General features: G+C 55.9%; 14 protein-coding genes. 7 read left to right on the top strand and 7 right to left on the bottom strand.

Features of this window, described 5'->3' with window-relative positions:
• Positions 1-15: 15 nt before the first annotated feature.
• From aceE to R0140_RS22650, 4 genes are all read left to right on the top strand, one after another.
• The gene (aceE, locus tag R0140_RS22665) at positions 16-2,679 is read left to right on the top strand and encodes a pyruvate dehydrogenase (acetyl-transferring), homodimeric type (RefSeq protein WP_008807412.1); all 2,664 of its coding nucleotides are present in this window, start codon (positions 16-18) and stop codon (positions 2,677-2,679) included.
• A gap of 14 nt (positions 2,680-2,693) precedes the next feature.
• Positions 2,694-4,586, top strand: a complete 1,893-nt coding sequence (gene aceF / locus R0140_RS22660) for a pyruvate dehydrogenase complex dihydrolipoyllysine-residue acetyltransferase (protein WP_012542843.1) — start codon at positions 2,694-2,696, stop codon at positions 4,584-4,586.
• Between the two features lie 206 nt (positions 4,587-4,792).
• Positions 4,793-6,217 carry a dihydrolipoyl dehydrogenase gene (gene lpdA, locus R0140_RS22655; RefSeq protein ID WP_002888731.1) on the top strand — a complete coding sequence of 475 codons (1,425 nt, stop codon included), beginning with the start codon at positions 4,793-4,795 and terminating at the stop codon, positions 6,215-6,217.
• A 164-nt stretch (positions 6,218-6,381) separates the two neighbouring features.
• On the top strand, positions 6,382-6,666 hold the full coding sequence (locus tag R0140_RS22650) for a hypothetical protein (protein ID WP_008807410.1): 285 nt from the start codon (positions 6,382-6,384) through the stop codon (positions 6,664-6,666).
• 44 nt (positions 6,667-6,710) lie between these two features.
• Here R0140_RS22650 and R0140_RS22645 read toward each other — a convergent pair whose 3' ends face one another.
• Positions 6,711-7,517 carry a DUF2950 family protein gene (locus R0140_RS22645; protein WP_016160300.1) on the bottom strand — a complete coding sequence of 269 codons (807 nt, stop codon included), beginning with the start codon at positions 7,515-7,517 and terminating at the stop codon, positions 6,711-6,713.
• Positions 7,518-7,528: 11 nt separating this feature from the next.
• Positions 7,529-9,154, bottom strand: coding sequence for a DUF3300 domain-containing protein (locus R0140_RS22640; protein WP_046882121.1), 1,626 nt, complete (start codon positions 9,152-9,154; stop codon positions 7,529-7,531).
• Between the two features lie 431 nt (positions 9,155-9,585).
• Between R0140_RS22640 and acnB the strand changes: the two genes are divergently transcribed.
• A complete protein-coding gene (gene acnB, locus R0140_RS22635) occupies positions 9,586-12,183 on the top strand; it encodes a bifunctional aconitate hydratase 2/2-methylisocitrate dehydratase (protein ID WP_008807407.1) in 2,598 nt (865 codons plus the stop codon).
• A 187-nt stretch (positions 12,184-12,370) separates the two neighbouring features.
• Positions 12,371-12,733, top strand: coding sequence for a protein YacL (gene yacL / locus R0140_RS22630; protein WP_004204373.1), 363 nt, complete (start codon positions 12,371-12,373; stop codon positions 12,731-12,733).
• 157 nt (positions 12,734-12,890) lie between these two features.
• Here yacL and speD read toward each other — a convergent pair whose 3' ends face one another.
• From speD to R0140_RS22605, 5 genes are all read right to left on the bottom strand, one after another.
• Positions 12,891-13,685, bottom strand: a complete 795-nt coding sequence (gene speD, locus R0140_RS22625) for an adenosylmethionine decarboxylase (protein WP_008807406.1) — start codon at positions 13,683-13,685, stop codon at positions 12,891-12,893.
• Between the two features lie 24 nt (positions 13,686-13,709).
• Positions 13,710-14,570: a polyamine aminopropyltransferase gene (gene speE / locus R0140_RS22620; protein ID WP_008807405.1), complete on the bottom strand. Its 861-nt coding sequence runs from the start codon at positions 14,568-14,570 to the stop codon at positions 13,710-13,712.
• A 146-nt stretch (positions 14,571-14,716) separates the two neighbouring features.
• Positions 14,717-15,979 carry an FKBP-type peptidyl-prolyl cis-trans isomerase gene (locus R0140_RS22615; protein ID WP_317704063.1) on the bottom strand — a complete coding sequence of 421 codons (1,263 nt, stop codon included), beginning with the start codon at positions 15,977-15,979 and terminating at the stop codon, positions 14,717-14,719.
• 671 nt (positions 15,980-16,650) lie between these two features.
• Complete coding sequence (locus R0140_RS22610; protein WP_008807403.1) at positions 16,651-17,061, bottom strand: hypothetical protein; 411 nt, start codon at positions 17,059-17,061, stop codon at positions 16,651-16,653.
• A gap of 253 nt (positions 17,062-17,314) precedes the next feature.
• The gene (locus R0140_RS22605; protein ID WP_002888808.1) at positions 17,315-17,662 is read right to left on the bottom strand and encodes a YacC family pilotin-like protein; all 348 of its coding nucleotides are present in this window, start codon (positions 17,660-17,662) and stop codon (positions 17,315-17,317) included.
• Between the two features lie 146 nt (positions 17,663-17,808).
• Between R0140_RS22605 and cueO the strand changes: the two genes are divergently transcribed.
• On the top strand, positions 17,809-19,419 hold the full coding sequence (cueO, locus tag R0140_RS22600) for a multicopper oxidase CueO (RefSeq protein ID WP_008807402.1): 1,611 nt from the start codon (positions 17,809-17,811) through the stop codon (positions 19,417-19,419).
• Positions 19,420-19,447: the final 28 nt, after the last annotated feature.

Raw genomic sequence — 19,447 nt, 5'->3', positions numbered from 1 at the left:
TAAGGAATACCCCCCATGTCAGAACGTTTACCAAATGACGTGGATCCGATCGAAACTCGCGACTGGCTACAGGCGATCGAATCGGTCATCCGTGAAGAAGGTGTTGAGCGTGCTCAGTATCTTATTGACCAACTCCTTTCTGAAGCCCGCAAAGGCGGGGTGAAAGTGGCTGCTGGCGCATCGACCGGCGGTTACGTCAACACTATTGCCGTTGAAGATGAACCGGAATACCCGGGTAATCTGGATCTGGAACGTCGTATCCGTTCTGCGATCCGCTGGAACGCGATCATGACCGTTCTGCGCGCATCGAAAAAAGATCTCGAACTGGGCGGCCACATGGCTTCCTTCCAGTCTTCCGCAACCTTCTACGAAGTGTGCTTCAACCACTTCTTCCGCGCACGCAACGAGCAGGATGGCGGCGATCTGGTGTACTTCCAGGGCCACATCTCTCCGGGCGTGTATGCGCGTGCTTTCCTGGAAGGTCGTCTGACTGAAGAGCAGATGAACAATTTCCGTCAGGAAGTTCACGGTAAAGGTCTGTCCTCTTATCCGCACCCGAAACTGATGCCGGAATTCTGGCAGTTCCCGACCGTTTCTATGGGTCTGGGCCCAATCGGGGCAATTTATCAGGCTAAATTCCTGAAATATCTGGAACACCGTGGTCTGAAAGACACCTCCAAACAAACCGTTTATGCTTTCCTGGGCGACGGTGAGATGGACGAGCCGGAATCTAAAGGTGCGATCACCATCGCCACCCGCGAGAAGCTGGACAACCTGGTCTTCGTTATCAACTGTAACCTGCAGCGTCTTGATGGCCCGGTAACGGGTAACGGCAAAATCATCAACGAACTGGAAGGCATCTTCGCGGGCGCTGGCTGGAACGTTATCAAGGTTATCTGGGGCGGTCGTTGGGATGAGCTGCTGCGTAAAGACACCAGCGGTAAGCTGATCCAGCTGATGGAAGAAACCGTTGACGGCGATTACCAGACCTTCAAATCCAAAGACGGCGCATATGTGCGCGAGCACTTCTTCGGTAAATATCCGGAGACCGCGGCGCTGGTTGCCGACTGGACTGACGAGCAGATTTGGGCCCTGAATCGCGGCGGCCACGATCCGAAGAAAGTTTACGCTGCACTGAAAAAAGCGCAGGAAACCAAAGGCAAAGCGACCGTAATCCTCGCCCATACCATTAAAGGTTACGGCATGGGTGACACCGCTGAAGGTAAGAACATCGCCCACCAGGTTAAGAAAATGAACATGGACGGCGTTCGTTACGTCCGCGATCGTTTCAACGTGCCGGTTGCCGATGCCGATCTCGAAAAACTGCCGTACGTCACCTTCCCGGAAGGTTCCGAAGAGCACACCTATCTGCACGCTCAGCGCCAGAAACTGCACGGCTATCTGCCGAGCCGTCAGCCGAACTTCTCTGAGAAGCTGGAGCTGCCGACGCTGGAAGATTTCGCTCCGCTGCTGGAAGAGCAGAATAAAGAGATCTCTACCACTATCGCATTTGTTCGTGCCCTGAACGTGATGCTGAAGAACAAATCCATCAAAGACCGCCTCGTGCCGATTATCGCCGACGAAGCGCGTACTTTCGGTATGGAAGGTCTGTTCCGTCAGATCGGTATTTACAGCCCGAACGGCCAGCAGTACACCCCGCAGGACCGTGAGCAGGTTGCTTACTACAAAGAAGACGAGAAAGGCCAGATCCTGCAGGAAGGGATCAACGAGCTGGGCGCAGGCGCATCCTGGCTGGCTGCGGCGACTTCTTACAGCACCAACAACCTGCCGATGATCCCGTTCTACATCTACTACTCGATGTTCGGGTTCCAGCGTATCGGCGACCTGTGCTGGCAGGCAGGCGACCAGCAGGCTCGCGGCTTCCTGATCGGTGGTACTTCCGGTCGTACAACGCTGAACGGCGAAGGTCTGCAGCACGAAGATGGCCACAGCCATATTCAGTCGCTGACTATCCCGAACTGTATCTCTTACGATCCGTCCTATGCATACGAAGTGGCGGTCATCATGCATGATGGCCTGGAGCGTATGTACGGTGAGAAACAAGAGAACGTTTACTACTACATCACTACGCTGAACGAAAACTACCACATGCCGGCCATGCCGGAAGGCGCCGAGGAAGGTATCCGTAAAGGTATCTACAAACTCGAAACCATTGAAGGTAGCAAAGGTAAAGTTCAGCTGCTGGGCTCCGGTTCTATCCTGCGTCACGTTCGTGAAGCAGCGCAGATCCTGGCGAAAGACTACGGCGTGGGCTCTGACGTGTATAGCGTCACCTCCTTCACCGAACTGGCGCGTGATGGCCAGGATTGCGAACGCTGGAACATGCTGCACCCGCTGGAAACCCCGCGCGTGCCGTATATCGCTCAGGTAATGAACGACGCTCCGGCCGTGGCATCCACTGACTATATGAAACTGTTCGCTGAGCAGGTTCGTACTTATGTACCGGCTGATGATTACCGCGTACTGGGTACCGATGGCTTCGGTCGTTCCGACAGCCGTGAAAACCTGCGTCACCACTTCGAAGTCGATGCTTCCTATGTGGTCGTTGCAGCGCTGGGCGAACTGGCTAAACGTGGTGAAATCGATAAGAAAGTGGTGGCTGACGCTATCGCGAAATTCGACATCGATGCAGAAAAAGTTAACCCGCGTCTGGCGTAAGAGGTAAAAGAATAATGGCTATCGAAATCAAAGTACCGGACATCGGGGCTGATGAAGTTGAAATCACCGAGATCCTGGTCAAAGTGGGCGACAAAGTAGAAGCTGAACAGTCGCTGATCACCGTAGAAGGCGATAAAGCCTCTATGGAAGTCCCGTCTCCGCAGGCTGGCGTCGTGAAAGAGATTAAAGTCTCCGTCGGCGACAAAACCGAGACTGGCAAACTGATTATGATTTTCGATTCCGCCGAGGGTGCAGCAGCCGCTGCACCTGCGCAGGAAGAGAAGAAAGAAGCCGCTCCGGCTGCGCCAGCAGCTGCCGCGGCAGCGAAAGAAGTTCACGTCCCGGATATCGGCGGCGATGAAGTTGAAGTTACCGAGATCATGGTTAAAGTGGGCGACACCATCGCCGCTGAGCAATCCCTGATCACCGTAGAAGGCGATAAAGCCTCTATGGAAGTGCCGGCGCCGTTCGCGGGTACCGTGAAAGAGATCAAAATCAACACCGGTGACAAAGTGTCCACCGGCTCCCTGATCATGATCTTCGAAGTGGCGGGCGCTGCGCCTGCCGCCGCACCTGCTCAGGCTGCTGCTCCGGCGGCGGCTGCTCCAGCTGCGGCTGGCGGTGCGAAAGACGTTAACGTACCGGACATCGGCGGCGACGAAGTTGAAGTCACCGAAGTGATGGTCAAAGTCGGCGATAAAGTGGCTGCTGAGCAGTCCCTGATCACCGTCGAAGGCGACAAAGCGTCTATGGAAGTGCCGGCGCCATTCGCAGGTACCGTCAAAGAGATCAAAATCAGCACCGGCGATAAAGTCAAAACCGGTTCCCTGATCATGGTCTTCGAAGTGGAAGGCGCTGCGCCTGCCGCCGCGCCGGCTCAGGCTGCTGCTCCGGCACCGGCTGCTGCACCGGCTCAGGCCGCTAAGCCTGCCGCTGCACCGGCTGCGAAAGCAGAAGGCAAAACTGAATTCGCTGAAAACGATGCTTACGTTCACGCGACGCCGCTGATTCGCCGCCTGGCGCGCGAGTTCGGCGTTAACCTGGCAAAAGTGAAAGGCACCGGCCGTAAAGGTCGTATCCTGCGCGAAGACGTTCAGGCTTATGTGAAAGACGCGGTTAAACGCGCTGAATCCGCACCGGCGGCTGCCGCTGGCGGCGGTATCCCGGGCATGCTGCCATGGCCGAAGGTTGACTTCAGCAAGTTTGGTGAAATCGAAGAAGTGGAACTGGGTCGTATCCAGAAAATCTCTGGGGCTAACCTGAGCCGTAACTGGGTGATGATCCCGCACGTTACCCACTTCGACAAAACCGATATCACCGATCTGGAAGCGTTCCGTAAGCAGCAGAACGCCGAAGCTGAGAAGCGTAAACTGGACGTGAAATTCACCCCAGTGGTCTTCATCATGAAAGCCGTTGCCGCTGCGCTTGAGCAGATGCCGCGCTTCAACAGCTCGCTGTCCGAAGATGGTCAGCGCCTGACGCTGAAGAAATACATCAACATCGGTGTGGCGGTTGATACCCCGAACGGTCTGGTGGTTCCGGTCTTCAAAGACGTGAATAAGAAGAGCATCACCGAGCTGTCTCGTGAACTGACCACCATCTCGAAGAAAGCGCGCGATGGCAAGCTGACGGCTGGCGAAATGCAGGGCGGTTGCTTCACCATCTCCAGCATCGGCGGCCTGGGCACTACCCACTTCGCGCCGATTGTTAACGCGCCGGAAGTGGCCATCCTGGGCGTGTCTAAGTCCGCGATGGAGCCGGTATGGAATGGTAAAGAGTTCGTTCCGCGTCTGATGATGCCGATCTCTCTGTCCTTCGACCACCGCGTCATCGACGGTGCTGATGGTGCCCGCTTCATTACCATCATTAACAACACCTTGAGCGACATTCGCCGTCTGGTGATGTAATCGAAAAAGCCGGCCTGACGGCCGGCTTTTTTCTGATAACCTCAGGCTGTTGGGGATTATCAGCAACAAAGGACAAAATCGTTTGCCGTTTGTTGTTTAAAAATTGTTAACAATTTTGTAAAATACACGCGGATAGAACGTCCCGGTGGACTTGGGCGTAAGAATAATAGCGTCAGACCCGCCGGATATAAATTACAGAGGTCATGATGAGTACTGAAATCAAAACTCAGGTCGTGGTACTTGGGGCAGGCCCCGCAGGTTACTCTGCAGCCTTCCGTTGCGCTGATTTAGGTCTGGAAACCGTCATCGTAGAACGTTACAGCACCCTCGGTGGCGTTTGCCTGAACGTGGGTTGTATCCCGTCTAAAGCGCTGCTGCACGTGGCAAAAGTTATCGAAGAAGCGAAAGCGCTGGCCGAACACGGCATCGTTTTCGGCGAACCGAAAACCGACATTGACAAGATCCGCACCTGGAAAGAAAAAGTTATCACTCAGCTGACCGGCGGCCTGGCTGGCATGGCTAAAGGCCGTAAAGTGAAAGTGGTTAACGGTCTGGGTAAATTTACCGGCGCCAACACCCTGGAAGTGGAAGGCGAAAACGGTAAAACCGTGATCAACTTCGACAACGCCATCATCGCGGCGGGCTCCCGTCCGATTCAGCTGCCGTTTATCCCGCATGAAGATCCGCGCGTATGGGACTCCACCGACGCCCTGGAACTGAAATCCGTACCGAAACGTATGCTGGTCATGGGTGGCGGTATCATCGGTCTGGAAATGGGTACCGTATACCATGCGCTGGGTTCAGAGATTGACGTGGTTGAAATGTTCGACCAGGTTATCCCGGCGGCCGATAAAGACGTGGTGAAAGTCTTCACTAAACGCATCAGCAAGAAATTCAACCTGATGCTGGAAACCAAAGTGACTGCCGTTGAAGCGAAAGAAGACGGTATTTACGTTTCCATGGAAGGCAAAAAAGCGCCGGCTGAAGCGCAGCGTTACGACGCCGTGCTGGTCGCTATCGGTCGCGTACCGAACGGCAAAAACCTCGACGCAGGTAAAGCGGGCGTGGAAGTGGACGATCGCGGCTTTATCCGCGTTGACAAACAAATGCGCACCAACGTGCCGCACATCTTTGCTATCGGCGATATCGTCGGTCAGCCGATGCTGGCGCACAAAGGCGTACATGAAGGTCACGTTGCCGCAGAAGTTATCTCCGGCCTGAAACACTACTTCGATCCGAAAGTGATCCCGTCCATCGCCTACACTGAGCCAGAAGTGGCATGGGTTGGTCTGACTGAGAAAGAAGCGAAAGAGAAAGGCATCAGCTACGAAACCGCCACCTTCCCGTGGGCTGCTTCCGGCCGTGCTATCGCTTCCGACTGCGCAGACGGTATGACCAAACTGATCTTCGACAAAGAGACCCACCGTGTTATCGGCGGTGCGATTGTCGGCACCAACGGCGGCGAGCTGCTCGGTGAGATCGGCCTGGCTATCGAAATGGGCTGCGACGCTGAAGACATCGCGCTGACCATCCATGCTCACCCGACTCTGCACGAGTCTGTTGGCCTGGCGGCAGAAGTCTTCGAAGGCAGCATCACCGATCTGCCAAACGCCAAAGCGAAGAAAAAGTAACTTTTTCTTTCAGGCTAAAAGCATAAGCGGCTCCCGGAGCCGCTTTTTTTATGCCTGATGTTTAGAACTATGTCTCCGTTCATAAACCGCTACACCTCATACATACTTTGAAAATAATCACGCCATAAACTTATAGGTAGTTAACGATATAGTTGAGGTGTGAGATGAAACGCTTTTTAACCGCAGCGCTGGTCGCTGCAACGTGCCTATCCGGTGTGGCCTGCGCGGCTGACGCCACCATCCCCTGGGCAGACAACAGCGGTGGCACGGAAACGACCCATATCGCGGCGATGGGGCAGGATCTGAATGCCCAGCATCAGCAGGTGACGAAGACGAATGAAGGGGTATGGGCGGCGAACTCCGGAAGCATCAGCGCTGATGAAGCGGCATTATCCAGCACAAAGCCGACTTTTGCTGGCGATCCGTCTCTGATGCCCCATCAGGGCTAAGCGAATAGAAACGCCAGGTTGCTTGAGGGCAACCTGGCGTTTTTTTATGGTTTGACAACCTGCCAGCCGGCGTCAGCATCGGGGGCAAAGCGCGTGATGGCCTGCGCTTTTGCGGCGCTCTCTTCGCCGAGATTAGCCTGATAAACGGTATCGTGCAGATCGATCATAAAGCTCATCACTCCGGTTTCACCCCATTCCACAGGCCAGGCAAGCAAGGCCGCATCCTGGTCATCGCGGCCTGCGATAATGCGGAAACGATAGCCATGATAACCGGCGCCGGGCTCCGTCGGGCTGAATGCCGGCCCCAGCGGGCTGGGCGTCTCACCCGGCGACGTCGGCCAGTACAACCCATCTTTTTTGCCTTCACTGCTGATGATTTTCTGCGCCCAGCGGTGATTAAGCTGGTAGTAATCCTGCTGGGCGTCAACGTAAGCGTGCATGGCGGCTATCGCTGACAGTTCATTGCGACCGATGGCGCGGGTGAGGATCTCCTCTTCGCCTGCGGCCATATCAAAGCGCCAGCCCTGAGACGTTTTTACGATAGGCACCGGCAACCGCCATGCTTCGCTGCCGACGTCGAGCCAGGCGTTATCACCCTGCTGCACGATGACATGTTTTACCTGCCAGTCGCGCTGAAAACGGTCGACGGCGCTGGGGTCGATCCCATCGGTAGGTAAAAATTGCTGCCAGTTATCGCCGAGCACCTTGCTCAGCGCCGCTTCATTTTGCTGGCTGAGCGCCTCAGCCAGCGCGCTCGCGGCCTGCTCCGGGGTAGAAAACGGCTGCTGGGCGAAGGCGGCTAACGGTGACAGTATCAATGTGAACAGGGCAATAGGTAATAGGTTTCTCATTCTGCTCATCCTCAGCGGCGGCGCAGTTCATGGTGTTCGGAAAGACGTTCTCTGGCGCCGCCACGCTCCTCGCGGTTTACAGCGGAAAACTGCCGACTTTGCAGTCCCCGTTCCTGCTGCGCTTGCCAGGAGGGGGCGCGGCTTTCGTTGCCGCTAAGAGCGCTGGCGCGTAAATGACTAACCTGCTGCTGACGCTGCGCGGGCGTGGCGGACTGGATCTGCTGCCGATGCTGTTGCTGCTGAGGTGTCAGGTTCTGCTCGCGGCTCTTAACGGTTTCCCGACGCTGCTGTTGCTGCGGCGTGGGATTTTTCAACTGCGTTTTCGCCGCCTCGCGACGCTGCTGCTGGGTCGAGGTTGGTGTGCTGTCGTAACCGCGATAGTTGCTGCGCTGGGTGGCTTGTTTCAATTGCGCCGAAGCTGCCTGACGCTGGGCATCGCGTGAGGCGTTGTTTGCCGCCAGGTTGCCCGCTGTCGCCGCCGGTACGTTATGCTGCAGCTGGGTCATCGCTGCCTGGCGCTGCGCTTCGCGATCGACTGGCGCATGTTGGGTAGTGCTCAGCCCGCCAGCAACGTTGGTCTGATGGAAGCGTTGAGCAACCGTATTATCGGGATACGGTGTGTGACCGCGATAGGCAGGATTATGCTGCCAGTTAACGTGGTTGCCCGGCAGGTTTTCTCCCGTTATATGATTGAAATTATTTATATTAATATTGATGTTATCGCCATTATGCGAGTAATCGCCGTGGTGATAGTCGTCATCGTGATGGTGGTGGTCATCATCATCATCCCAGTCGATACTGCTAAACAGCGCCCAGGTAGTGGCCACGCCCAGGCTGTAACCGAAGCCTTTGACGAAGCTATCGGTAAACTGCTCCCCGGGAGGCGGCGGCAGGTAGACCGGCGGATAGGCGCTGTTTGGCCAGGTACCATAGACGGTAGAGGGGTTATAGCTGGGAACATAGACCACCTGCGGATTGGTCGGTTCTATTTTAATAACCTGCGTGGGCGCAGGCGCCGCCGAGTGGGTGGTGGACGTTGCTGCCGTGCTGCTGGGGGAAACCGGTGCGGCAGGGGTGACAATCACTTTCTGCTGTGGCGTGGATTTCAGTGTCCCGGTCTGCTGGGCAATAGTACGCAGGCGCTGCACCGAGTCCATCACATCATGCGGCTGGGCCAAAAACGCATTGCCGAGGTTCTCCACCCACGGCGGATTTTCGCCCATCATCGCCAGCAGGGCAGGGAAAGCGACAAGGGATTTGACGCTGGGATCCCACGGCTGACTGGCAACCGCCTGAACCGCCGCATCCCCTTTCATCGCGGGGTTATCCTGGGACCACTGTACCGCCTGCATGACGTTGTCGGGATAAGTGGAGGCCATCAACACCTGCGACAGCAGACTGTCCGGGTAGAGCGCGATGGGCGCGACCCACTGATCAATTTGCGCCTGGGTGTAGGTGGTGGTCACCGGCTGCGCTGCGGCAGGAGGTGAGGTTGGCGTTGGTGCCGGTGCAGGCTGCGCCGCCGCCTCAGTGACCTTCTCTGGAGTACGGCTTTGCACATAGAGTGTTCCCGCCGCCGCGAGTAAGCCAGCGCTACAGAGCAGGGCGATGATATGGGGTTTGAACGGCAGTGACATGGAAGCTCCTGACCCAAAAAGTAACCCATCTCGCTAAAGTATCGGCGAAAACGGCGCGTTTGCTGAGTATAAGTAAGCGGTATGGCTTTTTATTGATTATTGTTGGGATCGGCCCGGGGAGTTGTACGCGGAAAGGAATTTTTGTCGCGGTATTTGAACAGAAAGCCTGCAATATCCTGCCCTTAACGATTCAGCTAAATTTTAATGTTGCTTTTTTGTAAACAGATTAACACCTTTCAAAAATCCTGCTATGCTGCCGACGCGGTATCGGGCATTTACCCTACAAACTGCTGTCTCACAGGAGCGTGAAGAAAATCGCCCAGCCACTAAATCCTTCAAGATGCGTCAAGGCGGCAAACTGCCAATACCGAAGCAGATTGATTGAAGACGTGTAGGCCGCATTATGACAATGAGAAGCGAGGAGAACCGTCGTGCTAGAAGAATACCGTAAGCACGTAGCTGAGCGTGCCGCCATGGGGATTGTTGCCAAACCCTTAGATGCAACCCAAATGGCCGCGCTGGTAGAACTGCTGAAAAACCCGCCTGCGGGCGAAGAAGAATTCCTGTTAGACCTGCTGATTAACCGTGTACCGCCGGGCGTCGACGAAGCCGCCTATGTTAAAGCTGGATTCCTTGCCGCGATCGCCAAAGGCGAAGCGACCTCCCCTCTGGTAACCCCTGAAAAAGCCGTTGAACTGCTGGGCACCATGCAGGGTGGTTACAACATTCATCCGCTGATCGATGCGCTGGACGACGCGAAACTGGCGCCGATTGCCGCGAAAGCGCTGTCTCATACTCTGCTGATGTTCGATAACTTCTACGACGTAGAAGAGAAAGCGAAAGCAGGTAACGAGCACGCTAAACGGGTCATGCAATCCTGGGCTGATGCTGAGTGGTTCCTGAACCGCCCGCAGTTGGCAGAGAAAATCACCGTTACCGTCTTCAAGGTCACCGGCGAAACCAATACCGATGACCTGTCTCCGGCGCCGGATGCCTGGTCGCGCCCGGATATCCCACTGCATGCGCTGGCGATGCTGAAAAACGCCCGCGAAGGTATTGATCCGGACCAGCCGGGCGTCGTCGGCCCGATTAAACAAATCGAAGCCCTGCAGCAGAAAGGCTATCCGCTGGCCTACGTCGGCGACGTGGTCGGTACGGGTTCCTCGCGTAAATCCGCGACCAACTCGGTGCTGTGGTTTATGGGCGACGATATTCCGAACGTGCCGAACAAGCGCGGCGGCGGTCTGTGCCTGGGCGGCAAAATCGCGCCAATCTTCTTCAACACCATGGAAGATGCGGGTGCGCTGCCTATCGAAGTTGATGTGTCAAACCTGAACATGGGCGACGTGATTGACGTTTACCCGTTCAAAGGTGAAGTGCGTAACCACGAAACCAACGAACTGCTGGCCAGCTTCGAGCTGAAGACCGATGTGCTGATCGACGAAGTGCGCGCCGGTGGCCGTATTCCGCTGATCATCGGCCGCGGCTTGACCACCAAAGCGCGCGAAGCGCTGGGGCTGCCGCACAGCGACGTCTTCCGTCAGGCGAAAGACGTGGCGGAAAGCACCCGCGGCTTCTCTCTGGCGCAGAAAATGGTTGGCCGCGCCTGCGGCGTTGCCGGTATCCGTCCGGGCGCCTACTGCGAGCCGAAAATGACCTCCGTCGGTTCTCAGGACACCACCGGTCCAATGACCCGTGATGAACTGAAAGACCTGGCGTGCCTGGGCTTCTCCGCTGACCTGGTGATGCAGTCCTTCTGCCACACCGCAGCCTATCCGAAGCCGGTTGACGTGACCACGCACCATACCCTGCCGGACTTCATCATGAACCGCGGCGGTGTTTCTCTACGTCCGGGCGATGGCGTTATCCACTCCTGGCTGAACCGCATGCTGCTGCCGGATACCGTGGGTACCGGCGGCGACTCCCATACCCGTTTCCCAATCGGTATCTCCTTCCCGGCGGGCTCTGGTCTGGTGGCCTTCGCCGCTGCGACCGGCGTGATGCCGTTGGATATGCCGGAATCGGTGCTGGTGCGCTTCAAAGGGAAAATGCAGCCGGGTATCACCCTGCGCGACCTGGTTCATGCCATCCCACTGTATGCCATCAAGCAGGGCCTGCTGACCGTTGAGAAGAAAGGTAAGAAAAACATCTTCTCTGGTCGCATCCTCGAGATCGAAGGTCTGCCGGATCTGAAAGTCGAGCAGGCATTTGAACTGACCGATGCGTCCGCTGAGCGTTCTGCTGCCGGTTGCACCATCAAGCTGAACAAAGAGCCGATCGTTGAGTACCTGAACTCCAACATCGTCCTGCTGAAGTGGATGATCGCCGAAGGCTACGGCGACCGCCGTACGCTGGAACGCCGTATCCAGGGCATGGAAAAATGGCTGGCGGATCCGCAGCTGCTGGAAGCCGACGCTGACGCGGAATACGCGGCAGTGATCGACATCGATCTGGCGGATATCAAAGAGCCAATCCTGTGCGCGCCGAACGATCCGGACGATGCCCGTCTGCTGTCTGACGTGCAGGGCGAGAAGATCGACGAAGTGTTCATCGGTTCCTGCATGACCAACATCGGCCACTTCCGTGCCGCCGGTAAGCTGCTGGACAGCCACAAAGGCCAGCTGCCGACTCGCCTGTGGGTGGCGCCGCCAACCCGTATGGACGCCGCGCAGCTGACCGAAGAAGGCTACTACAGCGTGTTTGGTAAGAGCGGGGCGCGTATCGAAATCCCTGGCTGTTCCCTGTGTATGGGTAACCAGGCTCGCGTGGCCGACGGTGCGACGGTGGTCTCCACCTCCACCCGTAACTTCCCGAACCGTTTAGGTACCGGCGCTAACGTCTATCTGGCCTCTGCCGAGCTGGCAGCGGTGGCTTCTCTGCTCGGCAAATTGCCGACGCCGGAAGAGTACCAGACCTTCGTGGCGCAGGTGGATAAGACAGCGGAAGATACCTACCGTTATCTGAACTTCAACCAGCTGGATCAGTACACTGAAAAAGCTGACGGCGTGATCTTCCAGACCGCGGTGTAAAACCATTCGGTCAGCCCGGCTGACCGTTTGGCGATAAACTCCCCAATGCCCGGTGAACATTGCATCACCGGGCATTTTTATTTCCAAACCTCCTGCCCGTTACGCTTTTTTTCTTTCTGTCTGCTGCGATAATTACTGCATGGGTACAGTGCAGCGGTGACGCATTGCCCTTGCAGAGGAAAAGACTATGGACTACGAATTTCTGCGCGATATTACCGGAGTGGTAAAGGTGCGAATGTCGATGGATCACGAGGCGATCGGCCACTGGTTCAACGAAGAGGTGAAAGACAATCTTGCCCTGCTTGATGAAGTAGAGCAGGCTGCACGCACCGTGAAGGGCAGTGAACGTTCCTGGCAGCGGGCTGGCCATGAATATACGCTGTGGCTGGATGGCGAAGAGGTGATGATCCGCGCCAATCAGCTGGAGTTTTCCGGCGACGAAATCGAGGAGGGGATGAGCTACTACGACGAAGAAAGTCTCTCTCTCTGCGGCGTGGAGGATTTCCTGCAGGTCGTTGCCGCTTATCGTGAATTTATGCAGCAGCGTTAATGACGCCTTTTATGTCGGGTGGCGCAAGAGCGTAGCCCTGCTAAGCGTAGCGTGAGCAGGGGAAATCCCCGGGTAGCGGCTGGTGCCTTACCCGGGCGACCAGGCGGCGCAGAATCCCAGGCCCGGCAAGCGCAAGCGCCGCCGGGCATTTCCAATATTACACGGCAGGAATATTGCGGCCGTAGTAAATCTCGCGCATCTCTTTCCACAGCAGGTCGGTAATGACCTTGCGCTCTTCGGCGGTCAATTCTTCCGGTCGGGTATGGAACATGTAGTGCTTAAGGTCGAACTCCTTGAGCAACATTTTGGTATGGAAGATATTTTCCTGATAAACGTTCACATCGACCATGTCATACAACGACTTAATGTCATCGGACATAAAGTTCTGAATCGAATTGATTTCATGATCGATAAAATGCTTCATCCCATTGATATCGCGGGTAAAGCCGCGCACGCGGTAGTCAATGGTCACAATGTCCGATTCCAGCTGGTGGATCAGATAGTTCAGCGCTTTAAGCGGAGAAATGACCCCGCAGGTAGAGACTTCGATATCGGCGCGGAAGGTGCACAGTCCACCTTCCGGATGGCTCTCCGGGTAGGTATGCACGCAGATATGGCTCTTATCGAGATGGGCGACCACGGTTTCCGGTAACGGACCTGGATGTTCGGTCTGGTCGATAAGCTTGGGATCGACAGGCTCTTCGCTGACCAGAATGGTCACGCTGGCGCCCTGGGGTTCATAATCCTGGCGGGCGATATTCAGGATATTGGCGCCAATAATAGAACAGGTTTCTGTCAGGATCTCCGTCAGGCGATTGGCATTATAGAGTTCGTCGATATAAGCGATGTAGCCGTCACGCTCCTCTGCCGTTTTGGCGTAACAGATATCGTAGATACAAAAACTCAGGCTTTTGGTCAGGTTGTTAAAGCCATGCAGCTTCAATTTTTTCAATTTAGTTCACCCCCTTACTTCGCGTCACGGTGCGGACAAAGCATCATGCAGATATTGTGGTAAGGCGAAGGCCGCCGTATGGATTGCCGGATTGTAGTAACGGCAGGTCAGGTTGGCTTTGTGAAAGCGCGCCTGAATGATTTCGCTGGAGAGATGGCGCAACGCCTCGTTGTCGCTCGCCCAGGCAAAAGTCATGATCCCGCCGTAATAGGTTGGGATAGCCGCCTGGTAGAAGCTGACGTCGCGAAAATAGTGGCTCAGTTTGCGATGGCTACCGACCGCTTCGTCCTGCTGCAGGAAACAAACGCCGTTTTGGGCAACGAACACGCCCCCCGGGTTCAGGCAGCGTTTGCAGCCTTCATAAAAAGCCGAGGTGAACAGGCTTTCGCCCGGACCGATAGGGTCGGTACAGTCCGAAATGATCACGTCAAACGTTTGCGTCGTCTGGTTAACAAAATTGACGCCATCATCAATCACCAGCGTGAAGCGCGGATCGTCGTAGGCCCCGGCGCTATGGTTGGGCAGGTACTGACGGCAGAATGAGACCACCCCGGCATCGATTTCCACCATGGTGATGGTTTCGATGCTACGGTGACGAGAGACTTCGCGCAGCATCGCGCCGTCGCCGCCGCCGATGATCAGGACATGCTTCGCGTTGCCGTGGGCCAGCAGCGGCACGTGGGTCATCATTTCGTGATAGATAAACTCATCGCGTTCGGTGGTTTGCACGACGCCATCCAGCGCCATCACCCGGCCAAAGGCGCGGTTGTCGAAGATGATCAAATCCTGATGATCGGTTTTTTCGTGGTACAGCACGTTATCAACGCTAAAGTACTGACCAAAATGGTCATGCAGCGTTTCATGCCACAGTGGATTATCGGCCACGGTGAGGCTCCTCCTTCGTTAACATCTGTTACACCCGTAAAACGAGTGCAACATCATAGACAACTATAGATGAGGATGCACGGCGGTTATTGCAGCAATGCGGCAGGAATAACCGCCACCGCCCGGGGAGAGCGGTGGGGGGAGGGTTATTTCGCCGGTGCGGGTTGGCTATCTACTATCCGCACGGAATAAACCATGGTGGCGCCTGGCGGGATTTTCGGCGGTAATCCTTTACTGCCATAGGCTTTTTCGGGCGGGACGACCAGCGTCAAGGAGCCATGGTTCTGCAGGCGTTGCAGCGGGCCGCGAAACACCGGGGGATAGGCATCCAGCTTCTGGGTGAGCGCCTGATCTTTCGCTTCCATATCGTTGATCACTGTCCCGTCCGTCAGCATCTCTTTGATTACTACGGTGACCAGATCGTTACCGCTTATTTTTCCTTTGCCCGGATAATCGACGCGACTGTAGACGCCATCTTTGAAGACCACATCTTTTTTGCGCGCAAACGCCTGCTGATATTTCTTACCGGCACTGATGTTTTTCTGCTCGATTTTATTCAGGTTCTGGAAAACCTGCTGCGAGACGTCAAACAGCGCCTTGTTACGCTCCTGTTCTCCGAGACGAAGCTGGCCGCTAAAAGCATCTTCGATACCCCGCAGCACCAGCCCGGCGTTGACGGTAATTCCCTGAGTGCGACGGGTGGTGAGAACGTTAAGGGCTTCTGCTCCCATCGAGGCGCCGATCGCATAAGCCTGCTGTTCTCCCGATGCGCTGAGTTTGGCGGCGGCGCTCTCGCCGCTGCGCGTTTTAGACTGTACAGAAAGCTGTGTTCTCAGCAGTTGGATTTCATCTTCTTTCATCCGTAGCTGGGCGTTGTCTTTATCCGCCTGCAGGCGGTAGGCTGCAACAACCGCCGCCATTTCCGGCGGCTCATTTTTTGGCGCTGCAGCGGTGTCAGGGCGGGTTGTTGGCGCTTTTTCCGCGGCGGCCAACCGGGCGGTTAACGACTGCTTGTCGGCGTTTAGCGCCTTGACCTGGTCGAGAGCGGCCTGCTGTGTTTTCTCCGCGGCGTCGAGCCGGATAGTCAGCGACTGCTTATCGGTGGTCAGCGCTTTGACCTGGTCGAGGGCGGACAGCTTCTCTTTTTCCGCCGCGGCCAGTCGGCTGGCCAGCGGCTGTTTATCAGCGTTCAGTGTTTTGGCCTGGTCGAGGGCGGCCTGCTGTGCCTTCTCCGCAGCGGCGAGCCGGATAGTCAGCGACTGCTTATCGGTGGTCAGCGCTTTAACCTGCTCGAGGGCAGCCAGCTTCTCTTTTTCCACCACGGCCAGTCGGGTGGCCAGCGGCTGTTTGTCGGCGTTAAGGGCTTTGGCCTGGTCGAGGGCGGCCTGTTTCTCTTTTTCCGCAGCCATCAGCCGGGCGGTGAGTGTCTGCTTGTCTGTGTCGAGGGCGGTGAGCTGGCCGAGTGCGGTCTGCTGTGCTTTTTCCGCGGCGGCCAGCCGGGAGGTCAGCGTTTGTTTATCTGTATTCAGCGTGGTGAGGCTGGTGCTGAGCCGTTTATTTTCCGCTTCGACGCTCTGAAGCTGCGACGTTAATTGTTGGATCTGCTTAAGTGCGGCAGCCTGGCTCTGTTGCAGAGTATTATTCCGGGCAACGACTTCCTTTTTAATTAACGTCTCATTTTCCGCCGTGGCGGCGGTTAAGGCGAGCTGTAATTGCTTTATTTTATTATTTAACGCCGCTTGCTCATTCGCAATGGATGTATCCGTGGCTGGTGTGGCGGTAAGCTGTTTTTTTAATTGTTGGATAATTTTATCTTTTTGCGCAATCGTTGCCTGTTGGCTGGCGATTCTTTTTTGCAACTGTGCGTTATTGGCCGTCGTTTTTTTATTGTCCGCGTTCTGGCGAGCGTCTGACGCTTGCTTTGCTGTGGCCGCAGAGCTTTTCTCTTCTTGCGCTTGAGCTTGCTGCTGGGCGTAATCGAGAAAAGCCGGCGTAGCACCGGCGTAGAATGAGGTTGAAAGCGCCAGCGCCGCGACGAGCATCAGCAGTGGTGCTTTAGGGGTCAGCGTGGCGGGTTTGTTCATGGCAGTTTGTTTTCACCACGCTGTACCAGGGTATCGATCAGCGTTTTCTGGATATCGGAACACAGTTTGATGGATTTAAACTGGTACATGGAGTCAATGCCCAGTCGGGTGGGATCGGCCACTTTATCGCGCACATTGTTGTATTGCGATGCCGAACGCACCAGGGCATTGAACTCATTGCTGAGTTTAGTTGCCTGCTGTGGGTTCACCTCTTTAAGTGAATCCAGCGCCTTTCGGCAGGACTCAATACGCTCCTGTTCGCTGGCCGCTCGCTCCTGCTCAGCCTGCTGCTGTGATGTGAGCGGCGTGGTGATCGGTTTTACCTGCTGGCGAGAAGAGGTATTGCTACAGCCCACTAATAAAAGTGCGGCGAGCGGGATAATACGGAGAGTCGGCGAGATATTCACAATTTCAGTCCATGAAGTAGGGATATTTTCACCGGATTCTAGAAGGGTGCTTTTTATTTTGCAATATATGGCTAATGATATTTTATTAGTTTTTTAGTCATTCATCATTATTAGGAGTTTAATTTATTTGGCGAATTGATAGGTTTGCAATTAAATAATGTTTGTTTATATACAATAATAAATATAGATATAAATATTTAAATGTGACAAATGAAACGGCAAAGGCGCGGAGCGTGACCGTCCGCGCCGGTCATTATTTGACGTAAGCCAACAGGCTGAGCGAATCGCGGGCCAGCGCTTTGCATTTTTTCGCCGTCGGGATGTTAATACCGCTGAGATCGCGGTAGCTATCCTCGCCAAGCGCTTTCATGTTGTAGCTGTCGTAGTTGCTCAGGTCCCACTGGTTCTGTTGGGCAAAGAACACCAGCGCGCGTCGGATCTGTGTATTGGGCAGGTTCTGGTAGCCACAGTCGTTTTTCAGAAACACAAAAACCGCGGTTAAATCAGCCATATCTTCTGCTTCTGATTCGCTGAGCGCGTAGCTGTTGGCGGAGAGAGCAAGCAGGCTGCCGAGTACCATTGTTCTGAAAAGCGTCTTCATTTTTTCTACCATTAGATCACCGACGCTTCAAATTAGCATACTTCTTTACACAGCGCCGATCTTTATTCTTACTCTTCTGCTTGACCTTCCCGTTACGGTAGGGTTTAAGCTCAAATATTCGCCCGCAGAATAAAAAGGATGTGAATATGCAACGTCGAGACTTCCTCAAACTGACCGCCGCGGTTAGCGTGGCCAGCGCATTACCGCTATGGAGCCGTGCGGTTTTTGCGGCCAGTCGCCCGGCTCTGCCGATACCGACGCTGTTAACGGCCGATGCGCGCAACCGTATCGCCCTGACGATCCAGGCGGGCAAAACACAGTTTGGCGCTCTGCACGCCACCACCTGGGGCTATAACGGTTCACTGCTGGGTCCTGCGCTACAGTTGACGCAGGGGAAGACCATTACGGTTGACATTACCAACCAGCTGGCGGAAGAGACCACGCTGCACTGGCATGGCCTGGAGGTCCCGGGCGAGGTCGACGGCGGACCGCAGGGGGTTATCGCCCCGGGCGCCACCCGTACGGTGAGCTTCACGCCGACGCAGCGGGCGGCCACCTGCTGGTTTCATCCGCATCAACATGGGACCACCGGCCGGCAGGTGGCCATGGGGCTGGCCGGCCTGGTGCTGATCGAGGATGAAGAGAGCGGACGCCTGCTGCTGCCTAAGCAATGGGGAATCGATGATGTGCCGGTGATTGTCCAGGACAAGAAGTTCACCGCCGCCGGCGAGATCGACTACCAGCTGGATGTGATGAGCGCCGCTGTCGGCTGGTTTGGCGATACGCTGCTGACCAATGGCGCTCTCTATCCCGAACATGCCGCCCCGCGGGGCTGGCTACGTCTGCGCTTGCTAAACGGCTGTAATGCCCGTTCCCTCAATTTTGCCACCAGCGATAAGCGTCCGCTGTACGTGGTGGCCAGTGACGGCGGTCTGTTGGCCGAGCCGGTGAAGGTCGATGAATTGCCGGTGTTGATGGGGGAACGCTTTGAGGTGCTGGTGGACACCAGCGACGGTAAACCTTTCGATCTGGTGACCCTGCCGGTGAGCCAGATGGGCATGGCCATTGCGCCTTTTGATAAACCGCAGCCGGTGCTGCGCGTTCAGCCGCTGGTCATTCCCGCCTCCGGCAAACTGCTGGATACGCTGGCCACGCTGCCGGCGTTACCGTCCCTGACGGGGCTGACGCAGCGTCAGCTCCAGCTGTCGATGGATCCGATGCTCGACAGGATGGGCATGCAGGCGCTGATGGAGAAGTATGGCGACCAGGCGATGGCGGGAATGGACCACGGCATGATGGGGCATGGCGGCATGGGCGACATGAGCAATATGCACCATGGCGACATGAGCAATATGAGCAATATGAACCACGAGGCTGGTCGGGATCATGGCATGTCGTCAGGCAAGGGGTTTGATTTCCATAACGCCAACCGCATCAACGGCAAAGCCTTCGACATGAATGTGCCGATGTTTGCCGCGGCCAGAGGCCAGTATGAGCGCTGGGTGATATCGGGTAAGGGCGACATGATGCTGCATCCGTTCCATATCCACGGCACCCAGTTCCGTATCCTCAGCGAGAACGGCAAGCCGCCAGCCGCGCACCGCAGCGGCTGGAAAGATACTGTCCGCGTGGAAGGTGACGTCAGTGAAGTGTTGGTGAAGTTTGATCATCCGGCGCCGAAGGAGTTTGCCTATATGGCCCACTGCCACCTGCTGGAGCATGAAGACACCGGGATGATGTTGGGATTCACGGTTTAGGGCTCGGCGGCCTGCTGCCATCTTCCAT

It is taken from the genome of Klebsiella sp. w6 (assembly GCF_033100215.1).
Classification (GTDB): domain Bacteria; phylum Pseudomonadota; class Gammaproteobacteria; order Enterobacterales; family Enterobacteriaceae; genus Klebsiella; species Klebsiella variicola.
Note: the sequence above shows the minus strand (reverse complement) of the source record. Positions and strands in the feature narration are given on the sequence as shown.

Excerpts from the sequence above, each read along its gene's own strand:
- aceE (WP_008807412.1), top strand. The coding sequence starts at position 16 with ATGTCAGAACGTTTACCAAATGACGTGGATCCGATCGAAACTCGCGAC.
- aceF (WP_012542843.1), top strand. The coding sequence starts at position 2,694 with ATGGCTATCGAAATCAAAGTACCGGACATCGGGGCTGATGAAGTTGAA.
- lpdA (WP_002888731.1), top strand. The coding sequence starts at position 4,793 with ATGAGTACTGAAATCAAAACTCAGGTCGTGGTACTTGGGGCAGGCCCC.
- R0140_RS22650 (WP_008807410.1), top strand. The coding sequence starts at position 6,382 with ATGAAACGCTTTTTAACCGCAGCGCTGGTCGCTGCAACGTGCCTATCC.
- R0140_RS22645 (WP_016160300.1), bottom strand. The coding sequence starts at position 7,517 with ATGAGAAACCTATTACCTATTGCCCTGTTCACATTGATACTGTCACCG.
- R0140_RS22640 (WP_046882121.1), bottom strand. The coding sequence starts at position 9,154 with ATGTCACTGCCGTTCAAACCCCATATCATCGCCCTGCTCTGTAGCGCT.
- yacL (WP_004204373.1), top strand. The coding sequence starts at position 12,371 with ATGGACTACGAATTTCTGCGCGATATTACCGGAGTGGTAAAGGTGCGA.
- R0140_RS22615 (WP_317704063.1), bottom strand. The coding sequence starts at position 15,979 with ATGGCTGCGGAAAAAGAGAAACAGGCCGCCCTCGACCAGGCCAAAGCC.
- R0140_RS22605 (WP_002888808.1), bottom strand. The coding sequence starts at position 17,662 with ATGAAGACGCTTTTCAGAACAATGGTACTCGGCAGCCTGCTTGCTCTC.
- cueO (WP_008807402.1), top strand. The coding sequence starts at position 17,809 with ATGCAACGTCGAGACTTCCTCAAACTGACCGCCGCGGTTAGCGTGGCC.